Origin of the sequence: Saezia sanguinis (genome assembly GCF_003991585.1) — a bacterium.
In the GTDB taxonomy this organism is placed as follows: Bacteria; Pseudomonadota; Gammaproteobacteria; order Burkholderiales; family Burkholderiaceae_C; genus Saezia; species Saezia sanguinis.
Window position 1 is genome coordinate 29,666 of record NZ_PQSP01000003.1, and the last position, 21,378, is coordinate 51,043.

The 21,378-nt window shown below is 52.2% G+C and carries 15 protein-coding genes, 1 tRNA gene and 1 pseudogene; all 17 read right to left on the reverse strand.

Annotated elements, in window-relative coordinates; translation table 11 throughout:
- Positions 1 to 100: 100 nt before the first annotated feature.
- Positions 101 to 361 carry an immunity protein Tsi6 family protein gene (locus tag CUZ56_RS07255; protein WP_126979725.1) on the reverse strand — a complete coding sequence of 87 codons (261 nt, stop codon included), beginning with the start codon at positions 359 to 361 and terminating at the stop codon, positions 101 to 103.
- Complete coding sequence (locus CUZ56_RS07260; protein WP_162615282.1) at positions 358 to 8,154, reverse strand: two-partner secretion domain-containing protein; 7,797 nt, start codon at positions 8,152 to 8,154, stop codon at positions 358 to 360. The genes CUZ56_RS07255 and CUZ56_RS07260 overlap by 4 nt, the downstream gene beginning before the upstream one ends.
- Positions 8,155 to 8,535: 381 nt before the next feature.
- The gene (locus CUZ56_RS07265) at positions 8,536 to 8,823 is read right to left on the reverse strand and encodes a helix-turn-helix domain-containing protein (protein ID WP_239442208.1); all 288 of its coding nucleotides are present in this window, start codon (positions 8,821 to 8,823) and stop codon (positions 8,536 to 8,538) included.
- A gap of 407 nt (positions 8,824 to 9,230) precedes the next feature.
- Positions 9,231 to 9,307, reverse strand: a tRNA-Pro gene (locus CUZ56_RS07270).
- 333 nt (positions 9,308 to 9,640) lie between these two features.
- A pseudogene (locus CUZ56_RS07275) lies at positions 9,641 to 9,884 on the reverse strand (MerR family transcriptional regulator); the annotation flags it as partial.
- A 218-nt stretch (positions 9,885 to 10,102) separates the two neighbouring features.
- Positions 10,103 to 10,453: an integration host factor subunit alpha gene (locus CUZ56_RS07280; RefSeq protein WP_126979728.1), complete on the reverse strand. Its 351-nt coding sequence runs from the start codon at positions 10,451 to 10,453 to the stop codon at positions 10,103 to 10,105.
- 47 nt (positions 10,454 to 10,500) lie between these two features.
- Positions 10,501 to 12,942, reverse strand: a complete 2,442-nt coding sequence (pheT, locus tag CUZ56_RS07285; RefSeq protein WP_126979729.1) for a phenylalanine--tRNA ligase subunit beta — start codon at positions 12,940 to 12,942, stop codon at positions 10,501 to 10,503.
- Positions 12,943 to 13,003: 61 nt separating this feature from the next.
- Positions 13,004 to 14,041: a phenylalanine--tRNA ligase subunit alpha gene (gene pheS / locus CUZ56_RS07290; protein ID WP_126979730.1), complete on the reverse strand. Its 1,038-nt coding sequence runs from the start codon at positions 14,039 to 14,041 to the stop codon at positions 13,004 to 13,006.
- A gap of 182 nt (positions 14,042 to 14,223) precedes the next feature.
- Positions 14,224 to 14,583, reverse strand: coding sequence for a 50S ribosomal protein L20 (gene rplT, locus CUZ56_RS07295; protein WP_126979731.1), 360 nt, complete (start codon positions 14,581 to 14,583; stop codon positions 14,224 to 14,226).
- A gap of 48 nt (positions 14,584 to 14,631) precedes the next feature.
- Positions 14,632 to 14,835: a 50S ribosomal protein L35 gene (gene rpmI / locus CUZ56_RS07300; protein ID WP_126979732.1), complete on the reverse strand. Its 204-nt coding sequence runs from the start codon at positions 14,833 to 14,835 to the stop codon at positions 14,632 to 14,634.
- Between the two features lie 292 nt (positions 14,836 to 15,127).
- The gene (gene infC / locus CUZ56_RS07305) at positions 15,128 to 15,682 is read right to left on the reverse strand and encodes a translation initiation factor IF-3 (RefSeq protein WP_126979733.1); all 555 of its coding nucleotides are present in this window, start codon (positions 15,680 to 15,682) and stop codon (positions 15,128 to 15,130) included.
- 63 nt (positions 15,683 to 15,745) lie between these two features.
- Complete coding sequence (thrS, locus tag CUZ56_RS07310) at positions 15,746 to 17,665, reverse strand: threonine--tRNA ligase (protein WP_126979734.1); 1,920 nt, start codon at positions 17,663 to 17,665, stop codon at positions 15,746 to 15,748.
- A gap of 243 nt (positions 17,666 to 17,908) precedes the next feature.
- Positions 17,909 to 18,523 carry a hypothetical protein gene (locus tag CUZ56_RS07315; protein WP_126979735.1) on the reverse strand — a complete coding sequence of 205 codons (615 nt, stop codon included), beginning with the start codon at positions 18,521 to 18,523 and terminating at the stop codon, positions 17,909 to 17,911.
- Positions 18,520 to 19,110 carry a hypothetical protein gene (locus CUZ56_RS07320; RefSeq protein WP_126979736.1) on the reverse strand — a complete coding sequence of 197 codons (591 nt, stop codon included), beginning with the start codon at positions 19,108 to 19,110 and terminating at the stop codon, positions 18,520 to 18,522. Before CUZ56_RS07320 ends, CUZ56_RS07315 begins: the two co-directional genes overlap by 4 nt.
- A gap of 21 nt (positions 19,111 to 19,131) precedes the next feature.
- A complete protein-coding gene (locus CUZ56_RS07325; RefSeq protein ID WP_126979737.1) occupies positions 19,132 to 19,746 on the reverse strand; it encodes a glutathione binding-like protein in 615 nt (204 codons plus the stop codon).
- Positions 19,747 to 19,999: 253 nt separating this feature from the next.
- A complete protein-coding gene (gene rlmB / locus CUZ56_RS07330) occupies positions 20,000 to 20,731 on the reverse strand; it encodes a 23S rRNA (guanosine(2251)-2'-O)-methyltransferase RlmB (RefSeq protein ID WP_126979738.1) in 732 nt (243 codons plus the stop codon).
- Between the two features lie 90 nt (positions 20,732 to 20,821).
- Positions 20,822 to 21,094, reverse strand: a complete 273-nt coding sequence (locus CUZ56_RS07335; RefSeq protein WP_126979739.1) for a hypothetical protein — start codon at positions 21,092 to 21,094, stop codon at positions 20,822 to 20,824.
- Positions 21,095 to 21,378: the final 284 nt, after the last annotated feature.

Sequence of the window (21,378 nt, forward strand, 5' to 3'; positions counted from 1 at the left end):
TACCAGGACAAACCTATGAATAGCTGTTTATTTCACATTTTAATCACTGCATCATGCAACACTTATAACTTACCAGCGCAATGATGAGCTCAATTCACTATTACATTAGCTTCGCTTCAGAAGCAACTTTATAAAAAATATCGGCGGCATTCTCATCTAACCCCTCTATTTCGCGAGCAGTTTGTACCCCAATAATAATTTGACTCAGCTTTGACCTGTCATTAGTTACGCCATTTTCCAAATCTATCAAATATTGGATTTGGCTATCAATTGATTGCAAGGTTATATTTTCTGGATACATAACCATTAATTTTCCACACTGATTTTGAGCTCTAAGCAGCAACTCTATTCTTTCATTCATTTATTTGGCACTTTCAAAAATAAAGAATTATTGGGGACAAAAAATTGTACTCCACCACCTTGAGCTGAAAACGGTTTCCCAGGAATTGTCCAAGTGTCAATTATTTTTGCCGCAGTACTTTGCAAAGCAGAAATGGGTTGAGATGGAGTAAATGAGAACGGAACTCTACCCGACGGATTAATGCCTAGCATTTCTGCTGGTGTTCCTGAATTCGCAAAGTAATTTCCGATCCTGCCATTTTGAGTATATTGAACATATAACGAACCCGGCTGTAATTCTGTCGAGATAACAGCTTTGCTAAAATCAATGCCTTCAAGATGTCCAAGGATTCGATCCGTGTTAAAACCAGCTTGGCGATAAAAGTTATACGCTAACTCATATCGGTAAAGTTGCTCAATATTTGAGAATCCTCTCTCGATGTAGCTCTTATTAACATTTTCTACAACCCGTCCATGTGTATTGCTAGCAGAAATTCCCCACTTTGTACTTCCAGATGATAAAGACCACAGCAATCCGGTATTGCCAGCATATGCTCCTGCCCCAGCTTTGATTTCATAAGCAATGATCCACTCGCCCAAAGTCCGGGAACCTGTCGTGGATAGCAGTGAGTTCAGTGTTGATTTACCAATTGACTGTAGCAGCCCTCCTGCTCCTATTAAATAAGCCTCTGGATAGACCGACTCCACACTACCATAAGGCGTGGTAAGCACTTTCACGTAATCATTGCGTCTGTCTTCAAACAGCGGATCAATATGCCCGTTGTTGCCGGGCAGCCAGCCCACCATTTCGTTGGCTTTTTGTTCTGATGTTGCATTGAAATATGTCTGCGTCACACCATCCCAGGTAAAAGTGTTGCCACTCCCTGTTTGTATGGGCTGGTTATAGTACGGGCTGTCTTGCAGACTTTGCAACGCATACGCAAAATTGTCATAGGTTCTTTGTACTGATGCCTGATGTTGTCCATCTGTGGGCCTTGTAATATCCAAAGACAATGCATATTCCAGCAGCGCAAAGTATTCAAGGTTCTCCTGCCCTCCCTGGTCAGATACCAACTGGCGACCAGCCATTTCATAGATGCCGAGCCAGTAAGCGTATTGATTCTGGTCAAGTTCTCCTTGTTCGTTGGTGGCTTTCTCACGTGCCAGCTCTCTGATAAGGTCTCGTTCCTGCCGGTGCAACTGCCGGTTATTGGTATCCTGGTTGAACGCAGTGCTGGCCCCACCTTCACCCCCTGTAAGGTAACCCAGCCCCGAAGCAAGCCCAGCACCTACAGCCTCCCTGACACCCGGAGGCAGGTCGGCGGTAATGGTATTCAACTGGTCTGCCATGAGTGCACTGCTACCTGCACCAGCAGCCCCGCTCCAGTCGCCAGTCAAGCCCCCTACAACCGTGTGCGCCAGAACCCGGTACGCGCCGCCTTCGCCCCAGTTGGCTTCGATATCCTGCGCCTGAGCCAGCAGCCGGGCTTTTTCAGGGTCAGCGTCATCCAGCCGTCTGGCCTGCGCTTTCAGGGCATCCGCTTCTCGCAGCATGTTTTCCGCAAACCGGCCAACCCCCATGGCCGCCTGCTGCCCAAACGCGGCGGTGATCTCACCGCCTGCCTCCATGTTGCTCATCAACTGGTCAATGTCCCAGTTCTTTTCTATACCGTTCACACTCTGCCCGGTGCGTACACTGTCGTTGATGGCAGCAATCGCTTCTTCAGCTGTCTGCCCGGTTCTCCTGAGTTGTTCGTCCTCGTTGGTAATGGTGATGTTACCGGTGCTGATGCCTGCGACTGTGATGCTGCTGTTGCTGCCGCTGTCACTGGTATAACCCATCATGTTGCCGCTGGGAGTACCGTTAAAGGTGCCGTTCTCGTGCATGCCGCCCTGCATGCCCGCGCTGATGGAATTACCCTTGGCGTCATAGCTGCTGGCATTGATGAGGTCGCTGGTGGTTAAGGAGCCGGTGGTGAGCGTGTTTTTGTTGTCGTCCACCGCTGCTTGCGTGCTGGCGATAATCGCCCCCTTGAGGTCGGTGTTGCCTGCAACGGTGATGTCAAAGCCGCCGTCTCCGGCCATGATACCGGCGTATTCCTGGGCACTGATGTAGGCTCCGCTGGCACTGGATTTGCCCCCGCCAATGGAACCTCCAGCATTTTGGCCCTGCTGGGTGGATGCACTGATGCTGCTACTGCTGCTGTGGCTGGTGTTAAAGCTACTGTCTTGCAGGGTTTCGATGTTGAGGTTGCCGCCAATGTCGGCTTTCACGGTGTTACCGGCAATCTGGCTGCCGATGATGTTGGTGTCTCCCCCGCTGATGACCGTGAGGGTGTCGCCCGCACTGACATGACTGGCAGTCCAGCTCTGCTGTGTTCCGTAGCCTGATCCGCTGGACTGGCTGGCGCTGGCACTGCCGCCCCAGCCTCCCATACCATAGCTCACACCAGCTGACCAGCTCGATGAGCTGTTTTCGCTGTATTCGGTGCTGGTGTTACTGGCAGCCCGGATATCAATCTGGTTGTTGGCAAGGAGTGTGATGTTGCCGTCCGCATTAATGTCACTACCTTGTATCAGGATGTTGCCGCCGCTGTAGGTGGGGTGCTGGTCAGTTTGTTCAGCCGTGCCGTTGTTGGTGGGCCTGCCGGTAGCAACTAAATTGATATTGCCTCCAGCGCTCATAGTAGAGCCTTTGGCAGTGTTGTCGTTTTGCAGGCTGTAGCTTTCAGCCTTGGAACTGCCGTAGCTGATGGAAAGACTGGCATCGGGCTTTTGGGGTTCGCCATTGATGCTTTCTCTCATCACATCCTGGATACCGCCCATGGTGTTGTAGGCGTTAAAGGCAACAGCCCCGCCTGCCAGGGCCTGCATGCGTGAATCATCGGTACGGTCAGCGGTTTCGGCCATGTTCTGCGCAAACTGCGCAGTGGACATGAGCGAAGAGCTCAAGCCAATGGAGACTGAACTCTGGCTGGATTTGTAGGTGTTTTCTTCTCTGCGGGTTTGCCGGGCTTCGACCACATTGATGTCCTGCGCCACCACATTGATATCACCCTGACGGGCAATGACGTCGCTGCCCACCTGGTTGTAGGTGCCCTGCTGGGCGAGTATATTGACATTGCCTTGCAGGCTGCCCACCGTGCTGCCTACGGCGCGCTGTTCATCGATGGTCTGGGTGGTGGTGGTCTGCTGGCTGCCTACTGTAAAGGAGCTGACGTTGCTGCTGAGCACGCCGGTTTCGGTGGTGTGTTCGTAATGGTATTCGTGGCTGTTGGCAGTTCCTGCGATGATGTTGATGTTGCCTGCTTCAGAAATGAGGTTGACGTCATTCGTGGCAACGACACTGGAAGCCTGGATGGTGGTGTCACTCCGGCTTTGCAGGTTGATTTGCTCAGCACTCAAGGTGGAGCCGACCTGATCGTTCTGGCTGTATATATCTATATTGTGTTGCGTACCACTGCTCAAGCCCCCGGTGACATTGCGGGTGACCGAGAAACCGTCACTGTGGTAACTGTCCCCGGCTTCGATGTGTATGGTGTCGGCTATGGCATTAATGGTACCGGTATCACTTTGGATGCCGGAAGCTCGGGTATGCAGGGTGTCTCCTGCGATGAGGTTGATGTCGCCCGTGCCCTGTATCTGGCTGCCGGCCTCAAGACGGTTTTCATCATTGCGCCAGTTTTTGGCGTCAAACAGGGTGAGGTGGCTTTGTTCGGTATCAACCGTGCCGATGTCGATGTTGCGCCCGGCAGCTAAGGTGGTCACACCACCTCTGGTGGCGGTTTGTGTTTCGCCTTCGGCGGTGGTGGAAACGGTGGCGTCATTGCCAATGTAGCCTGCTCGCAGGTTGATGTCGCGCCCGGCACTCAGCAGGATCTGGCCCCGGTTGCTGCCGGAGGGCTCAGTGGTACTGGTATCGGTCGCTGTGTCGGTCGCGGTATCAGTTGTTGTGTCGGTTGTGATGTCCGTTGTTGTATTGGTCGATGCTCTGCTGGACTGGGCACTGTAGGCTGCCGGTTGTTCTTCTGGTGGCGGGTCAATATCTGCTGGCTGCCCGGAGGTCAGGACTTCCCGACCACTGAGGTACACGCTGGCGACGTTGCTGACGCCGTGTACACGCCCCATCGCGTCTTTACCGTCTGCAGTGGTGGAGATGATGTTGATGTCTCTGGCAGCAGCCAGGGTGATAGAGTTATCTCCCGAGATGGCCCCGCCAATGTTATCGATGTCAGTAGCTGATCTTAAGACGACATCACCGCCGTGCAACTGGCCTACTTTGTTTTGCAGATAGGCCACATCGACAAACAGGCCTTCGCGCCCGGCGATGGTGGCATTGTTGTTCAAGGTAACAGGGTTGCCGTCCTGTCCGGTGATATAAACGTTGTTGGCGCTGATCAGCGAGCCGCCAGCGGTGATCATCGCGGTGCTGGCACGGGTGTAAAGCTGGGGTACGAGTACGGTTTCTGTCGTGCCGTCGGGCAAGGTGACTTCGGCGCTGACCAGCCACACGATGTCGCCGGTGAGTTGCGCCATCTGCTCGGCGGTGAGTGCCACACCCACGGTGAGGTTGTAGGTTTGAGCAAATTCAACACCTGCATTCATCAGCGCCTGGTATTGTGCTTCATCACTGAGGTAGCCTGCCAAATAACGATAGCCGGTAAGCTGGCCGATCTGTTCGCGGATCAGTTGTTGTTCGTAGAATCCGTCGCCCAGGCGCTTTTGCGTGGCAGCCGGATCGAGCCCCAAAGCACTGAGCATGTAGTCTGAAGTGAGCCAGGTGCCATAGCTGGCAAACCGGGGGTCGGCCTCAATCAGGTAGTTTTTGTTGCTACCGGGGTTGATCTGGTACAGGCTGCTCGCGGGGATGCGGATGTTGGGCCGGGCGGCGTGTATCAGGTCACCACCCGGGAGTTGTACTGTGCCAACCTGGGTACCACTACCCTGGGGTGTGGTGTTTGGCTGCGGGGTGGCGACGACCAGGGTGGTTTCGGTGACGGGCAGGGTGACATCCAGCGGGGTATGGTTCCAGCGCCGTTCGTCATCTCCCCCGTTACTCTGGCGGATGTAGCTGTAGCTGGAGAAGCCGTGGTGGCGCGTGGTGTCCTGGCTTTTGGCGTCAATTGTCTCTACGTTGCCCGTGGTGACAATGGTGCTGCCTGCGGTGATACGGCTTTTGTCGTTGACGAGGTTGCCATCCAGCAGCATGCTGCCCCCGGCGCTGATTTGTCCGGGGTTGCTCGCGGTAACGACACTGTGGCTGCCCAGGATGTCGTAACCCTCGACATAGAATTCGCTGGTGGTGTTAAAGCCGTTTTGCATGTAGTCCTGCAATTCGGCATTGAGTTGCTGGTACTGGGCGAGGTTGCGGTCTTTCCACGGTTGCAGTTCAGCCAGGTATGCGTTGTACTGGCGCTGCTGCCCGGCATCACACGGGTGCCCTTGCGCACAGATAAAGCCGGGGTGTTCGGGCATGGGGGCGTCAGGCGCCTGCACCCCGAAGAGCGCCCAGTACGGCGAGTCGTAGTCGTAGTTAATCTGTTCAGGGATGGTGGTGATGTTCTCCATGTCGTAGCGTTCGGGCACATACGCGGCAACAGTCGGAGCATAGTCCATGCCGTTTGCCGGGCCGAAGATGTCCAGCGGATACTGGCTGGAGGGCAGTACCAGTGTATAGCGGGTGTCGGTGCCGCCAAAGTCCGATACCAGTTTGGAGAGTATTTGGGCGGATGTGTAGTTGGCCAGGTCGTCTGCGGTGATGGCTTTGAGCGAGCGATCTGCGCTATCGTAGATGAGGATTTCGTCAAACCCGTAACGATCCCCATTACCCAGGATAAAGGTGAGTACGGCACCCACTTTCTGCTCGGCGCTCATCTGCGAGGCAAATGCGGTGTTGCGGTTCTCGATGCTGCCCGCAGTAATCTGCATGTCGCCCAGAGTTTCGATCACAGCCCCGTCGTTGTAGACCAGGTCAGCGCTGCCTTGGGCAATGTGGTTAGCATCCAGGCTGCCGCCAATCGCCATGTCCCCGGCACTGAACAGGACAGCACCGTTGAGGTTCCTCAGTGTGCCTGCCCCAATATCCATACGTTCACGTGCAGCGATGACTGCTGACGTGCCCTGACCACTGGTCGTTTCGTCCAGGTTGGTGAGGGTATTAGCCTGCAAGCCGATGTGGTTGCCGTAGATACGCCCGCTGCCCAGGTTGGTGAGTGCGTCCGCAGTGATATAGGTGAGGATGCCGTCTATCAGGCCCCTGTTGGTGAATGTATTGGCAACTGTGATCTGGTTGGTGCCTGCGCTGATTTCGCCACCGGACAGGTTGTCGATGTTGTGCGCGGTGATGCTGGCGGTGTTGCCAGTGAGTATGTCTCCGGCATTGGTCAAGGTGCCGTCCACGTTCAAGGTGAGGTTGCCATCGGCAATGATCTGGTTACCGGCCTCAGCGGTGTAGTCGCCTTGTATGGCAATGTCGGCATTGGCTTCGGTGAGGATTTGTCCGGCCCCGGTGAGGTTGTCGGTGGTGATGCCCAGGTCCCCGCCGCTGATGATGACGCCAGCGCTGTTGTCAATGCGATCTGCCGTGATAGAGAGGTTATTACCGGCGTGGATGGTAGCGCTGGTATTGGCAAGGGTTCCAGCCTGCACGGTGCTGTTACCGCCACTGAGTATCTGGCCCTGGTTGGTAAGAGTCTGTCGTACTGTGGCGTTGAGCTGGCTTTCGGTATTAAAGGTGCCATCCGTTGCCATACCGGCGGCGATGAGTCCATTTGCGCTGTTCTGAATGTTTTGCGCATTCAGGCTGACATTGCCAAGAGCCGCTAAAGTGCCCTGGTTATCAAGCTGGCCGTTGCTGTTAAGTACCAGTTGCCCCTGGGTATAGAGGCTCCCGGTGTTGCTGATACCGCTGGCCGCCGCCACCTGGATGCCGCTGCTGGCGGCAACCGTATGACTGCTGTTGATGGTGCCGCTGTTGACAAGCATACCATCGGCGGTGACCGTAACCTGACCAGCTTGTGCGCCGATGTGCCCGGCGTTCCTCACCCCAACACCATGCTCGGTGCCGATCAAATAGATCTTGTTCGCATACATGCCGCCAAGACTGGCGACATCAATAGCGTACAGTGGTTTGCCGTTGGTATCTTCCACCGTGAGTTGCATTGGGGTGCCGTCCGGTGCAAAGCTGCCGGTGCCCGCAGCGATGGTCAAGTCATTGGCCCAGAGTCCCGAATTGATTTCAACTGCACGCGAGATGATGCGGGTGTAGTCAGCAGTAGAGGTGTCCAGCCCCGCTCCGTTGATGGCAATTCTGCCCCCTCCCAACGCTGCAACACGGTAGCTTTCCAGATTGCCGCTGTTGTTAAAGACGGGCGTGCCGGTGGTGAGCGTCACACCTGCGGCGTTGATGAAGCCTGCACCATCGACCGAGATGCCAGCCGGGTTGGCAATGATGACTTCGGCCCGCTGCCCGCCAACTTCGATGTAGCCTTGCAGCAATGAGGGGTTACCAGAGGTGACTTCGTTCAAGATGACACGCGCTGCACCATAGGATAAGTTCGGATTTCCCGGAACCCACCCGCCCAACTGCGTCTGGGCGTTGACAGTGCTGTTGTTGAGAATAACGCCCTGGCGCTGGACATTGAACTGGTGATACTGGTTACGACTCACACCCGAGCTGCTGGGCGCAGTGATGTTAACAACTGGCACGCCATTTCCGGCACTACCCATCCCCGGACGGTATTGCCCGGCATTCGGGTCAGGCACCACCTGGGCAAAAGCAGCGCTCAAAGGCGTGAGAGCAACAGCGACTGACAAGGCCAGACAGCCTAATTGTCTAAGAGGGTGGCTTTTGCTGTGCTTATGTTGCCGGAAATGATTAGCCTTAAAGTATGATCCTGCCCAATATTTCATAGGGAAACTGCTTTCTTTTTTGTTTCTTCCCGGCTTGCCCCTGCCGGCAGAGTGATCCTGCCTGGCACCACTCAGTTGACGTTGTAATATAAAACGATCTCGTGACAGGCTTCCAATAGCCGATAAAATCGCTGGCCTTACCAGATTAAAACCAACCAGCCCGTGTTTCCATAAAAAAGAACCCTGTCCGCCAATCGGCGAAGCAGGGCTACAGGTCATCTCGGTACAGCTTAATCCGGTTACTTCATCACTCATCCCTCTTCACCTGTTAAAACCTATCAAGTTTCAGCGTCTGGTTTTTTTGAGAATTTTTTCTGTTTCATCCATAATCTCACCGGAGCGCATCTCCAGCCCTTTAGCCAGTTTGATGATCACGGTGATCATGGGCGTCAATTCTCCCCGCTCAATTCTCCCGATATGGCTGCGTGCCAGCGTTGACAAATCCGCTAGGGCTTCCTGTGAAATCCCCCTTGTCAACCGCAATTGACGCACCGCGATTCCAAATGCTTGTGCGACTTCAGGATCGTGCGTTTTTATCCCTTTCGGTCTTCCCTGTACCAGTGGCTTGATCAAATGCTGCTTCATCCAGCAAGCATCTGATATTTATATTACATATTCTACACATACCTATGTACAAAATCGATGTGCCTGACAAATTTTAGGGGTTTATAAAGTTAAACAACCAGATCGAAAGCCTCCCAAGGCAAAGCCTTTTAAAGATAGAAAGCCATTGCTTCAGCAATGGCTCCCGTTACCCTTTGGCCCCCTTATAATTAACCTTTTGTGTTTTATCGCTTTACGCCTTTTGAGGCCATTTGCAGCCTCTCATCACCTACCAAGTACAAAAAACAAAACTTACTCTCTGGCATATCAGTATTGCAGTGCTGCACAAACGGTCACCATACGGTCACCAAAAAGCAGTTTTACCAGAAACGGCAAAGGCCAGTCATTGCTGAACTGGCCTAAGTATTTGAATTTATTGGTCGGGGCGGCGGGATTCGAACTCGCGACCCCTTGCACCCCATGCAAGTGCGCTACCAGGCTGCGCTACGCCCCGACGTGAATTTGGTATTCTAATTCAAAATGGATCGCGTGTCACGCAGTAGTTACTCGTCATTCAGTATTTTTTGGATTGCGAGCAATTCTTCACGCACCACTTTCCAGTCCATCGCAGGCCATGGAGTATCCGTTTTATGCAACTGTGGCTCCATGGAAACAGGTACATCATTTTGATGGTTAAAAGCATCGGATTCATCTTGCCGAGAAGAGGGGAACTGGCTGTCGAGTTCCGCAAAGCTTACGGCAATTTCTTCTTCATCTGCTGTTTTTTGAATGGCAGGAGATTCTGAATCGGTATTTAAGTTTTTATCGGATGAAGCATGTCCGCCAGTTAGCTGTTGCCTGGCCCCACTGATGGTAAACCCCTGCTCATACAAAAGGTTGCGTATCCGCCTGATCAACAGTACTTCATGATGCTGATAGTAGCGGCGGTTTCCTCGCCGCTTGATGGGTTTAAGCTGCGTAAACTCCTGCTCCCAGTACCGCAGTACGTGCGGTTTGACGCCACACAGTTCGCTGACTTCACCAATGGTGAAATAGCGCTTGGCAGGTATGGGTGGCAATACAGATGTCATGAAAGGCAGCCGAATAAATGTGTTTCGATTCGCCTTAAGGGCAATTGTTCAAATCATCAACCACTATAAAAGCGGTATTTCAGCCATTTGCCATGAAGTGCTTATTTGAAAAGTATTCAACAAGCACATACACAACCCGACATTTTTGTACGATCGCCCCCCGCGATTCCTCAAGAGTAGATATTACTACAAATTAACGAAGCAAGTAATTGAAGTTATTATGATTGCTCGTCGCCTGTGGCGATTTTCTGCTCTTGAACACTGCTTTTGAGCTTATTGCTGGCATGAAAGGTCACGACCCGGCGGGCTTTGATTGGCACTTCCTCGCCTGTACGCGGATTGCGCCCTGGACGGGATGCCTTGGAACGAACCTGGTAGTTGCCAAAGCTGGAAAGCTTGACTTCTTCCCCACGCACCAGGCTTTGGGTGATCTGGTCAAAGAATGCTTCCACAATGTCTTTGGCCTCGCGCTTGCTTAGGCCTATACGCTCGAACAGAAGTTCCGCCATGTCTGCCTTGGTCATGGTCGGCGTTTCGATTGTGGTCAAGTCAAATAAGCTGTTTTCCATGACTCGCTTCCTTCGTACTGTACCTAGATCTTGCCTAGTATCTGTTTTTATCCGCGCAATTTGGCATTATAAGCTTTTCCGGCAGCCTGAACCAATGTCGCAACGACTTCACTGATGCGCTCATCGGTTAATGTTGCAAGCTCGTCAACAAGTTCCAGCCGGAAAGCCATGCTTTTATATCCTGCAGGCACGTCAGATACAGCGCCCTCTTTAGGGCGATATACGTCAAACAGCGTAATTTGTTTGAGTATGCCATCTTTGCTGACAGATTGCTGCATCACATCAACCAGCTGTGCATATGTCACACTCTCGGCAACAACCAACGCCACATCGCGTAATACAGCGGGAAAGCGTGACACAGGCATATACCCGGGTAACTGAGTGTGCTGCAACGCGCTGAACTGCAGTTCAAACATCACCGGGGCGTGCGATAAATCATATTTCTGTCGCCATTTGGGATGCAACTCTCCCACCACGCCAACCACATGTTTGTTCAACACAACATGGGCACAACGCCCAGGATGCAGCATCGGATGGGATGCAGGCACAAACTGCACCTGCTGGGGCAAAAATAGTGCTTCAACATCCCCTTTGGCATCATAAAAGTCTGATGCCCCTGGCCTATCGCCCCATTGCACCGGCTTTTTATCACCATAGATCAGCCCGGCTACGTAACGGGGCTGGGCAATGCCTTTTACAGTGGTATCGGTATTTTCAACTGCGGCATCACGAATAAAAACATGACTCAGTTCAAAAACTTGTACCCGCTGCGTATGCCGGCCTACATTCTGTCTCAGCACATTCAACAGACTTGGCAGCAAGCTTGAACGCATCACTTCCAGTTCGCTGGCAATCGGATTGAGCACTTCTATCGGTGTGGCATTGTCCACCAGTTCGTTTTCCCATTGACGCGGCACAAAGCTGAAATTGATGGTTTCCAGGTAACCGAGTTCAGCCAGTTTATGACGAACCTGCATCGGGGTACGTTGCATCTCAGAGCTGGTGCGTGCAAAGATTGGTGCCACTGGTGCTGTCACCGGCAATCCATCATAGCCAATAAAGCGAGCCACCTCTTCTATCAGGTCCGCCTCTACTTCAATATCAAACCGCCAGCTGGGAGGGGTCACCGTTATTTGTTTATCCCCTTGGGTTAAGGGAAAATGCATGCGCTCAAAAACACTGACACATTGTTCCTGTGTCACTGGTACGCCGATGATCTTGCTGGCCCGATCAACCCGTAATGTCACAGAACTGCGTTGTGGCATGTTGGGCTGAACATCGGTAATGACGCCACAGCGTGTTTCAGGCGTACCGCAAATGCTCAGGATCAATGCCGTAATGTATTCAATGTGGTCAATGGTTGAAGCGGGATCAACACCGCGTTCAAAACGATAGCCGGCATCGGTTGCAAAATTAAAGCGACGTGAACGCCCTGCTACGGCTTCAGGCCACCAGAAAGCTGCCTCGATATAGATGTTGCGCGTGGTATCAGCAACTGCCGATGCATCCCCCCCCATGATCCCTGCCAGACTTTCCACCCCTTGGCTATCAGCAATGACGCCGACCTGTTCATCCAGCGTGACGGTATTGCCATTGAGCAGCTTCAATGTTTCGCCTGTTTGCGCCCAGCGAACCTGCAAGTCACCATGAATTTTGTCTGCATCAAAAATATGGCTTGGCCGGCCCAGCTCAAACATGACATAGTTGGAGATATCCACCAGTGCAGAAACCGAGCGCTGTCCGCAACGCTCCAGACGTTTGACGATCCATTCAGGCGTTGCCACTTGTGTATTCAGGTTTTGCATCAACCGGCCTGAAAACCTGCCGCACAGATCAGGGGCCTGAACATCTACAGGCAGTACAGCATCTGTTGTAACCTGTTGTGCAGGGAACTGCAGTGTTTTCAACGGTGCACCCGTCAGCGCCGACACTTCACGGGCCACACCATATACGCTGTTACAGTGCCCCAGATTAGGCGTGAGCTTCAGCTCAAAAATCACGTCATCCAAGTCCAGCACTTCGCGGATATTTTTTCCGATCGACGCATCAGAGGCAAGCTCCAGCAGTCCACCATGGTCTTCAGAAATGCCCAACTCGCGCGCCGAACACAGCATGCCATAGCTTTCCACACCACGCAATTTACCGACTTTAATTTTGAATGGCTTGCCATCCTTGCTGTCTGCCGGTGGCGGCAGTTCTGCACCCACAGTTGCCACAGGCACACGAATACCCACCCTTGCGTTAGGTGCGCCGCATACAATATTGAGCAATTTTTCTGCGCCAATATCCACCTGGCAAACACGCAGGCGGTCTGCATCAGGGTGTTGCACAGCCTCTTTGATTTCGCCCACGACAATACCTGTAAAAGCAGGTGCAGCAGGCCTCATCTCTTCCACTTCCAGCCCGGCCATGGTCAGTACATTGGCCAACTGCTCGGTGTTCAGATCAGGGTTACAGTATTCGCGCAACCAGGATTCAGGAAATTGCATGGTATGTTTCTCTCGTACTATTCAATCGTTCACGTAACAAAATTCGGCAGTTTTTTATGGCTTAACTGAACTGCGACAAAAAGCGCACGTCGCCATCAAAGAACAGGCGCAAATCATTCACGCCATAGCGCAGCATCGCCAGACGGTCGATACCAGAGCCAAACGCAAAGCCGATATAGTGCTCCGGGTCCAAGCCCATATTGCTGACCACATTCGGATGCACTTGCCCCATGCCCGAAATTTCCAGCCAGCGCCCCCGCAACGGTCCGGTGTTGAACATCATATCCATTTCGGCACTGGGTTCAGTAAACGGAAAATAACTCGGCCTGAAACGGATATGCATGTCTTCCGTCTCAAAGAACTGATGCAGAAAATTAATATACACCGCCTTCAGATCCTTGAAGCTGACCTGCGTGCCAATCCATAAGCCCTCAAACTGGTGAAACATCGGCGAATGCGTGGCATCGCTATCCACCCGGTAAGTACGTCCAGGCACAATCACACGGATATCGGGCATGGTCTGCCCGGCATCTATCAGCGATTTGTATTTTTTGACATGCTGCACCGCGTAGCGAATCTGCATCGGGCTGGTATGGGTACGCAGCACATAACCCTGCTCGACATAAAACGTATCGTGCATGGAACGCGCCGGATGGTTTTCCGGCATATTCAGCGCGGCAAAATTGAACCAGTCCGATTCAATTTCAGGGCCATCGCCCACGTCAAACCCCATAGAGGCAAAGATTTTTTCAATGCGCTCCTGCGCACGAATCACCGGGTGTAATCCACCCTGGCTGCGTGAGCGTCCGGGCAAGGTCACATCCAGCGCCTCGGCCTGCAACTGTTGCGCCAGTTCAGCATCGGCCAACGCCTGGCGGCGGCTGGTCAATGCCGCTTCTATCGCCTGCTTGGCCTGGTTAATCACAGCACCCTGCTTCTTTTTTTCTTCTACCGGCAGGCTGGCCAGTTGTTTCATCTGCTCAGTAATCCGCCCGGCTTTGCCCAGGTATTTGGCTTTGGCATTTTCAAGCTCTGCGGCCGTATGGGCGTTTTCAAAATCGGACTGGGCTGACGCCACCAGTTGTTGCAGTGTATCCATATCAATCTGTGTATTCTGTTACAAACTTTTGCCAAGCACCAAAATGACAAAGGCCGAAGCTTGTCACTTCGGCCTGAAGAGCCAGGTTCTCCTTTACAGAAAACCTGCCCTGTTTCGTTTACGCATCTATGCAATGCCAGATAAAAAAATACAGTTCAGTGCATAAAGCGTCACGGCTGAAATCAGGCCGCCAGCTTTGCTTTCACCTGTTCCACAATGCTGGCAAACGCTGCCTGGTCATGGATAGCCATGTCAGCCAGCACCTTGCGGTCAATTTCAATGCCAGCCAGTTCCAGCCCGGCAATAAAGCGGCTGTATGTGAGGCCCAGTTCACGGGTTGCCGCATTGATACGGGCAATCCACAACTGGCGGAATTCACGTTTTTTGGCACGGCGGTCACGGTAGGCGTATTGGCCTGCCTTCATCACTGCCTGTTTGGCAATACGGTATACATTACCACGGCGACCACGGTAGCCTTTGGCTTGATCTAAAACTTTTTTGTGCCGTGCATGTGCGGTCACACCACGTTTAACGCGAGGCATATTATTCTCCTAAATCCGGTAAATCAAAAACGACAACAGACTGCGAAATCACAGGCCGGCAAATGGCATCATTTGTGCCATATGGCCCAGATTGCTGTCATGGACATTCACAGCGCCACGCAGGTGACGTTTGTTCTTTGTCGTCTTCTTTGTCAGGATATGGCGCTTGAAAGCCTGGCCGCGTTTAACGGTGCCACCTGGACGAACACGAAAGCGCTTGGCAGCACTTTTCTTGGTTTTCATTTTGGGCATGACTGCTCCTTTGTTTTTGTCACTCTCAGGCGCTGCAAACTGCTTGCAGACTTCCCGGGCCCAGAGCGCTCGGACTGTTTGAAGCACAGCTTCGAAACAGTGAAACGCGTATTCTACTACAAAAATGGCAATGTAGTCCAGAGCAGATATGAGGCAGGCCTTTACAGGGAACAACACCGTACCTCTGGACGCACAATTTAAAACTGCAGAGTATGTCGCCTGTTTTAAACAAAAAGGCAGCCTGCCTGGCTGCCTTTTGATTCATGGGGTGCAGGGTTGCACACCAAAACTTTTATTTTTTCTTCTTCGGGGCCAGCATCATCACCATCTGGCGGCCTTCCAGTTTAGGCATGGATTCCACCTGTGCTACATCTTCGAGCTCATCACGGATACGTTCCAGCAATTCCATTCCAAGCCGCTGATGTGCAATTTCGCGTCCACGGAAGCGCAATGTCACCTTGCCTTTGTCGCCACCTTCGAGGAACCGTCGCAAATTACGCATTTTGACCTGATAGTCAGCCTCATCCGTCCCCGGACGGAACTTGACTTCCTTCACATCTACCACTTTCTGCTTGGCTTTGGCTTCCGCCGCTTTTTTCTGCTCGGCGTAGCGGAACTTGCCATAGTCAATCAGGCGGCATACAGGCGGGTTGGCCGTGGGTGCAATTTCGACCAGGTCGGTATCGTATTCGGCAGACAGGCGCAACGCCTCCTGCAAACTGACAACCCCCAGCGGCTCATTTTCCGGGCCATTCAAACGGACTTCCGGTGCCGTAATTTCACGGTTCAAACGGTGCTTGCGCTCAGTAATGTTATTCGGCGCGCGACGATCTGCTAAGGTAGCGATGGTTTCATCCTCTCTTCAAATTATTCAACAAAAACCAAACGGTTATTCATTGGCACAAGGCTCTCAACTCTTGGCGTCAATCTCAGAACAAACACGTTCGATCAATTCTGTCAGTGCCATTTCTCCCAGATTCTGGTTGCCACGGGCACGCACCGACACTTTCTGCTCTGCCATTTCTTTATCCCCAACCACAAGGATATAAGGCAACTTTTGCAAAGCGAGTTCCCGAATTTTATAGTTCACCTTTTCGTTGCGCAAATCGGTAACCACCCGAATACCCCGTTTTTGCAGCGCATTTGCAACGGATTGCGCGTATTGCGCCTGCGCATCGGTAATGTTCAAAACCGCCACCTGGTAAGGTGCCAGCCATACCGGCATCGCCCCTGCATAATGCTCCACCAAAATACCAATGAAGCGTTCCATGGAGCCGACAATAGCCCGGTGCAGCATCACCGGGTGTTTACGCTCACCAGATTCTGCCACGTATTCGGCATCCAGGCGCTCTGGCATTGAAAAGTCTACCTGAATGGTGCCGCACTGCCACTGGCGCCCGATTGCGTCTTTCAGCGTGTATTCCACTTTGGGGCCGTAAAACGCACCGTCTCCCGGCGAAACAACAAACTCACAGCCGGAACGGCGCAGGCTTTCCATCAGCGCATGTTCGGCCTTGTCCCAGATTTCATCAGAGCCAATGCGTTTTTCCGGGCGGGTTGCAATTTTGTAAATGATGTTGCTAAACCCGAAATCCTGATAAACCTTTTGCAGCAAGGCTGTGTAGGCCACACACTCTTCCAGAATCTGATCTTCCGTACAGAAAATATGGCCGTCATCCTGCGTAAAGCCGCGCACGCGCATGATGCCATGCAAACCGCCCGAAGGCTCGTTGCGGTGGCACTGCCCAAACTCGCCAAAACGCAAAGGCAGGTCGCGGTAGCTTTTAACCCCCTGTTTATAAATCAGGATATGCCCCGGGCAGTTCATGGGCTTAAGCGCATATTCACGCTTTTCACTTTCGGTGACAAACATGTTTTCGCGGTATTTGTCCCAGTGCCCGGTTTTTTCCCACAGTGATTTATCCAGCAGTTGCGGGCCTTTGACTTCGCGATAACCATTGTTGCGGTATACCGCACGCATGTACTGCTCCACCTCCTGCCAGATGGTCCAGCCCTTGGCGTGCCAGAACACCACCCCGGGGGCATGGTCATCAATATGAAACAGGTCCAGTTCCTTGCCCAGTTTGCGGTGGTCGCGCTTTTCCGCTTCCCCCAGCATGGTCAGGTAGGTTTTCAACTCTTCCTTGCTGGCCCAGGCCGTGCCATAAATGCGCTGAAGCTGCTCGTTGTTGCTGTCGCCACGCCAGTAGGCCCCTGCCACTTTCATCAATTTAAAAAACTTCAGCTTGCCGGTACTGGGCACGTGCGGGCCGCGGCACAGGTCGGTAAAACCGCCTTCTGTATAAAGCGATACCTCCTGATCGGGCGGAATACTTTCAATGATCTCAGCTTTATACGCTTCACCAATGCCTTTAAAGTAGGCGACCGCTTCATCGCGCGGCATGACCTTGCGGGTTACCGGCTCGTCTTTGGCGGCGAGCTCTGACATGCGCGCTTCAATCGCCTGCAAATCTTCCGGCGTAAACGGACGTGAATAAGAGAAGTCGTAATAAAACCCGTTTTCGATCACCGGGCCAATGGTCACCTGTGCATCAGGAAACAACTCTTTCACGGCGTACGCCAGCAGGTGTGCCGTTGAATGGCGGATAATCTCCAGCCCGTCGGCATCCTTAGCGGTTACGATTGACAGGTCTGCATCCTGGCTCAACACATAACTGGTATCCACAAGGCGGGCAGCTTCACCGGTACCCACCCGGGCGGCCAATGCTGCTTTGGCCAGCCCTGGCCCAATAGACTCAGCCACCTGTGCCACAGTGACTGCCTGAGGATAGTCACGTTTGGAGCCATCTGGAAGACGAACAGAAATCATGGTTTTTCTCTTATCAATAAAAGCATAAAAAAAGCGCGTAAACCGCGCTTATATATCAATGGGTGTGAAATAACGAATTCAATATCAATAACACCTTTACCGCATACAAGCGCAGCAGCGTACTCAACAAAAACCTTTGTTAGAAGTTCGCGGTGTCATAACCCATGGAGCCTTTCTCAGTCTTACATAAAAATCAGAATTTAAGGGAGATTTTACCCGAAAACCACAACCCGTGCGCTTACGCTAAGGATTGCGGCGCGGAAAATCCAACAAAATCGCCTGAAGCAAACGATCCAGATCATCCACAGACAACTGCTGCTCTACCTGTTTGCTGTAAAAAAACACCGGCGCACCCGGTATGGCCGGTATACCGTAGAGCCAAACCATCCCAGGCTCATGCCGATAAATCACCAGACCATCCATATACAGGTTGTAGTTTTCCAGCACCGTTTGCACACGGTTGCGTGCGGCCATGTTGCCATCAACAGCCAGTAAAGCATCTTCTTGCGTAAGGCCCTGGGGAATGCGGTTTAAAAACAACTGGTCAACCCCCGTATAGGCACATTCGTAATTCTGGCAAACACTGCTGCGGTCCACCACATTTTCAGAAGGCAGTGGATTAAGCTGCACCGTGCTTGCCTGCGCGCGCCAGCGGGTCATCAACGCCTTGCCGTCCTGATACGCAGGTTCGGAAATATCCATAAATACAATATTCTGAGGCCGTGTTGTTGTACCAGCCCATGCCGCCACACTGGGCAACACCAAAAACACTGCTGCCAGAAACAGGCATATGAAACGACCACGCCGTATTTCACGCATGGCATTTCCATAATTCGTGTATGCATGGAGGCGGCTCATAACGTAAAGCCCTCATTCCACATCAGCAGTTGCCCCACCACCAGACGCTCCAGCAGCCAGTCAAAATCGGCCAGAGATAATTGTTCCGGCACATCATAGGCAAGCAGAAAAACGGGCGTGGCATCCAGTGCCCGCAGTGCATACAGTCTAACCTGACCAGCCTCATGCCAATACAGCACCAGGCCACTGAGGTAACGCTGCATCACGTCATCTGTATAAGGCGGTGCATTGTATCTTTGCAAAATGCGCTGCAGCCTGTTTCTGGCCTGCTCATCCCCTGCAATGGCGGCACGCGCATCTTCAATGGTAAGCCCCTGCGGCACGGCACTCAGATAAAGCTTTCCAATACTGTGCCAGTCGTCCTGATTATCTTTACAGGCAAAACATCCCCGATAGCGGCCACCAAAGCGTACCCCAGCATCCGCACTGCGCAACTGGCGCAATTGCGACATGAGCAGCTTGCCATCCTGGAAAGCTGCTTCAGAGACATCCATGAACACAATGTTGTACTGCCGCTGGGCAAAAACAAGCTGCGAGCCACCCAACAAAAACAGCAAAAGGCCAGATAGCCAGAGCTTTCTTAACAAACGCCCGGCATCTATCACCGCTTATACCGCCGGCACGTCAATTTCTTCCTGATGTGCCCGCTGCACAGAAGGACGCTCACTGACAACATCCATCCAATTGGCCAGTTCAGGCCACTGCTCCAGATCAACACTGAACCGGGGCATCCAGCTCAGGATCGGGAATAAATAGGCGTCTACAATGGTAAAGTGCTCTCCCATCACATAAGAGCGCCCCTTCATTCTGTTGGCCAGATTGCCCAGCCGCCACTCCAGTTTTTCAGTGATGATTTCTTTCACCTCATCGGGGATTTCTGCCATGAACAGCGGGGCACATAAGGCGTGCAGTTCGTTGCTCATGAAATTCAGAATCTCCCATAACTCCACCCGCTCCCACGAACCCTGGGGAGGTGCGAGCTTGGTTTCAGGCTTCAGGTCTGCCAGATACTGAATAATTGCAGGCCCTTCTGTCAAAATCTTGCCATCATCCAGCGTCAGAGCCGGCACATAGCCATTGGGATTAATCTCCCTGAAATCCCCACCTTCAGAAGTATGCATTGACGCATAGTTCACCCGGATCAGCTCATAAGGGATATTTTGTTCAATCAAAATAATATGGGGAGCCAATGCGCTTGCTTCAGATGCAAAATAAAGTTTCATACCCGAAAAATCCCTAAAATTAACAATACGTCTTCAACACGGGCTGTATTTTCCCATGTACATAGAATTCACATGCAGAGCAGCAGTATATACAAACCACCTACTACCTCATTGTTATTGCTCAATATTTTAACTGATGCCTGAAAAGGTCTGATATTGGAAGTGCCATAAGGGCAGGCAGCCCCTAAGCACAGCAGCAGCAAGCAGATCGCACACAGAGCAACATCACCACCGGTTACCGGTGATCCAGCCATCAACTCCGCTGGCGCAACGCCTCATACAGACAAATGCCACTGGCAACCGACACATTCAAACTCTCTACCGCCCCCTTCATGGGAATACTGACCAGCAGATCACAGCTTTTACGCGTCAACTGCCGCATTCCAGGCCCTTCAGCCCCCAAGACCAAAGCCAGTGGCATTTTCAAATCGGCCTCATACAAGGACTGTGATGCATCATCAGAAGTTCCCACGCACCAGATATTGCGCTCTTTCAGTTCTCCCAAAGTACGGGCCAGATTGGTCACCATGAAATAAGGCACGGTGTCTGCCGCGCCACTGGCCACTTTGGCAACTGTGGCGTTGATGCCTACCGCATGGTCTTTCGGCGCAATCACAGCATGTGCGCCTGCACCATCGGCCACACGCAGACAGGCCCCCAGATTATGCGGATCGGTCACACTATCCAGCACCAGCAACAAGGGTGGTCCCTCAACAGCATCCAACAAATCATCCAGGCTTTTTGTCTGGGTCAGTTCCTCAACAGCCGCCACCACTCCCTGGTGGCGGTGCGTTTTGGCCATTTTTTCAAGGCGTGCAGCATCAGACTCAATGATACGCACACCTGCGTTTGCAGCCTGCTCCAAAAAACGGCGCATGCGCTGATCATGCCGCGTCATATCCGCATAGATTTCGCGAACTGACTGCGGTGCAGTTTTTAAACGGACACTGACAGCATGAAAACCAAACAACAACTTTTGCGACATTTTTACCAACCTGCTAACAAATTAAACACACAATAATGCAAATACCCGCCGGCATTATCCGATAACAAACCATCCGTAACAGCGCCCTTATCAATCCACTGAAACCAGATACACCATCGTATTCAACAGCATCTGTGCGGACAGCGCTCCATCAGTAAAGCACAACGCATTGTAACCGCCGCTTGCCCCCTGACCAGGAACAGTCATGCCACGCGGTAACTTTGCAAACGGGTTCAAAACAACAAAGACACCAACACCATCAGGGCTGCCGCCTTTACACAACAGATAGTCTACCGTTACAGCGAACAGCGACATGGATATTTTTAATCGCGATTGATAAGCCCTTACCCGCTGTTTATTCATTAAACCACGCTGTTCCGACTTATACATATTGCTCTGACATGAAACTTCACTATCGTACGCATTCACAGCGTAGCCAAAAGATTTACAAGCGCTTGACCGGGCTTTGCGTGAATAGTGGCACAAGTTCAGACTTTGCCTTTTGGACACTGATCTCCGTTCGATTAAAACGCTGCATCTCTCCAGATTCAAAACAACTTCTGTTGTAAAAATACCATAAACGCATCACCCATCATTCCTTTTTATGTAACCACGATTCACAAGCTGATATGAATACTCAAAATAAA

Excerpts from the sequence above, each read along its gene's own strand:
- rplT (WP_126979731.1), bottom strand. The coding sequence starts at position 14,583 with ATGCCTCGCGTTAAACGTGGTGTGACCGCACATGCACGGCACAAAAAA.
- pheT (WP_126979729.1), bottom strand. The coding sequence starts at position 12,942 with ATGCAATTTCCTGAATCCTGGTTGCGCGAATACTGTAACCCTGATCTG.
- rpmI (WP_126979732.1), bottom strand. The coding sequence starts at position 14,835 with ATGCCCAAAATGAAAACCAAGAAAAGTGCTGCCAAGCGCTTTCGTGTT.
- pheS (WP_126979730.1), bottom strand. The coding sequence starts at position 14,041 with ATGGATACACTGCAACAACTGGTGGCGTCAGCCCAGTCCGATTTTGAA.
- CUZ56_RS07315 (WP_126979735.1), bottom strand. The coding sequence starts at position 18,523 with ATGAGCCGCCTCCATGCATACACGAATTATGGAAATGCCATGCGTGAA.
- CUZ56_RS07255 (WP_126979725.1), bottom strand. The coding sequence starts at position 361 with ATGAATGAAAGAATAGAGTTGCTGCTTAGAGCTCAAAATCAGTGTGGA.
- thrS (WP_126979734.1), bottom strand. The coding sequence starts at position 17,665 with ATGATTTCTGTTCGTCTTCCAGATGGCTCCAAACGTGACTATCCTCAG.
- rlmB (WP_126979738.1), bottom strand. The coding sequence starts at position 20,731 with ATGTCGCAAAAGTTGTTGTTTGGTTTTCATGCTGTCAGTGTCCGTTTA.
- CUZ56_RS07335 (WP_126979739.1), bottom strand. The coding sequence starts at position 21,094 with ATGAATAAACAGCGGGTAAGGGCTTATCAATCGCGATTAAAAATATCC.
- CUZ56_RS07325 (WP_126979737.1), bottom strand. The coding sequence starts at position 19,746 with ATGAAACTTTATTTTGCATCTGAAGCAAGCGCATTGGCTCCCCATATT.
- CUZ56_RS07280 (WP_126979728.1), bottom strand. The coding sequence starts at position 10,453 with ATGGAAAACAGCTTATTTGACTTGACCACAATCGAAACGCCGACCATG.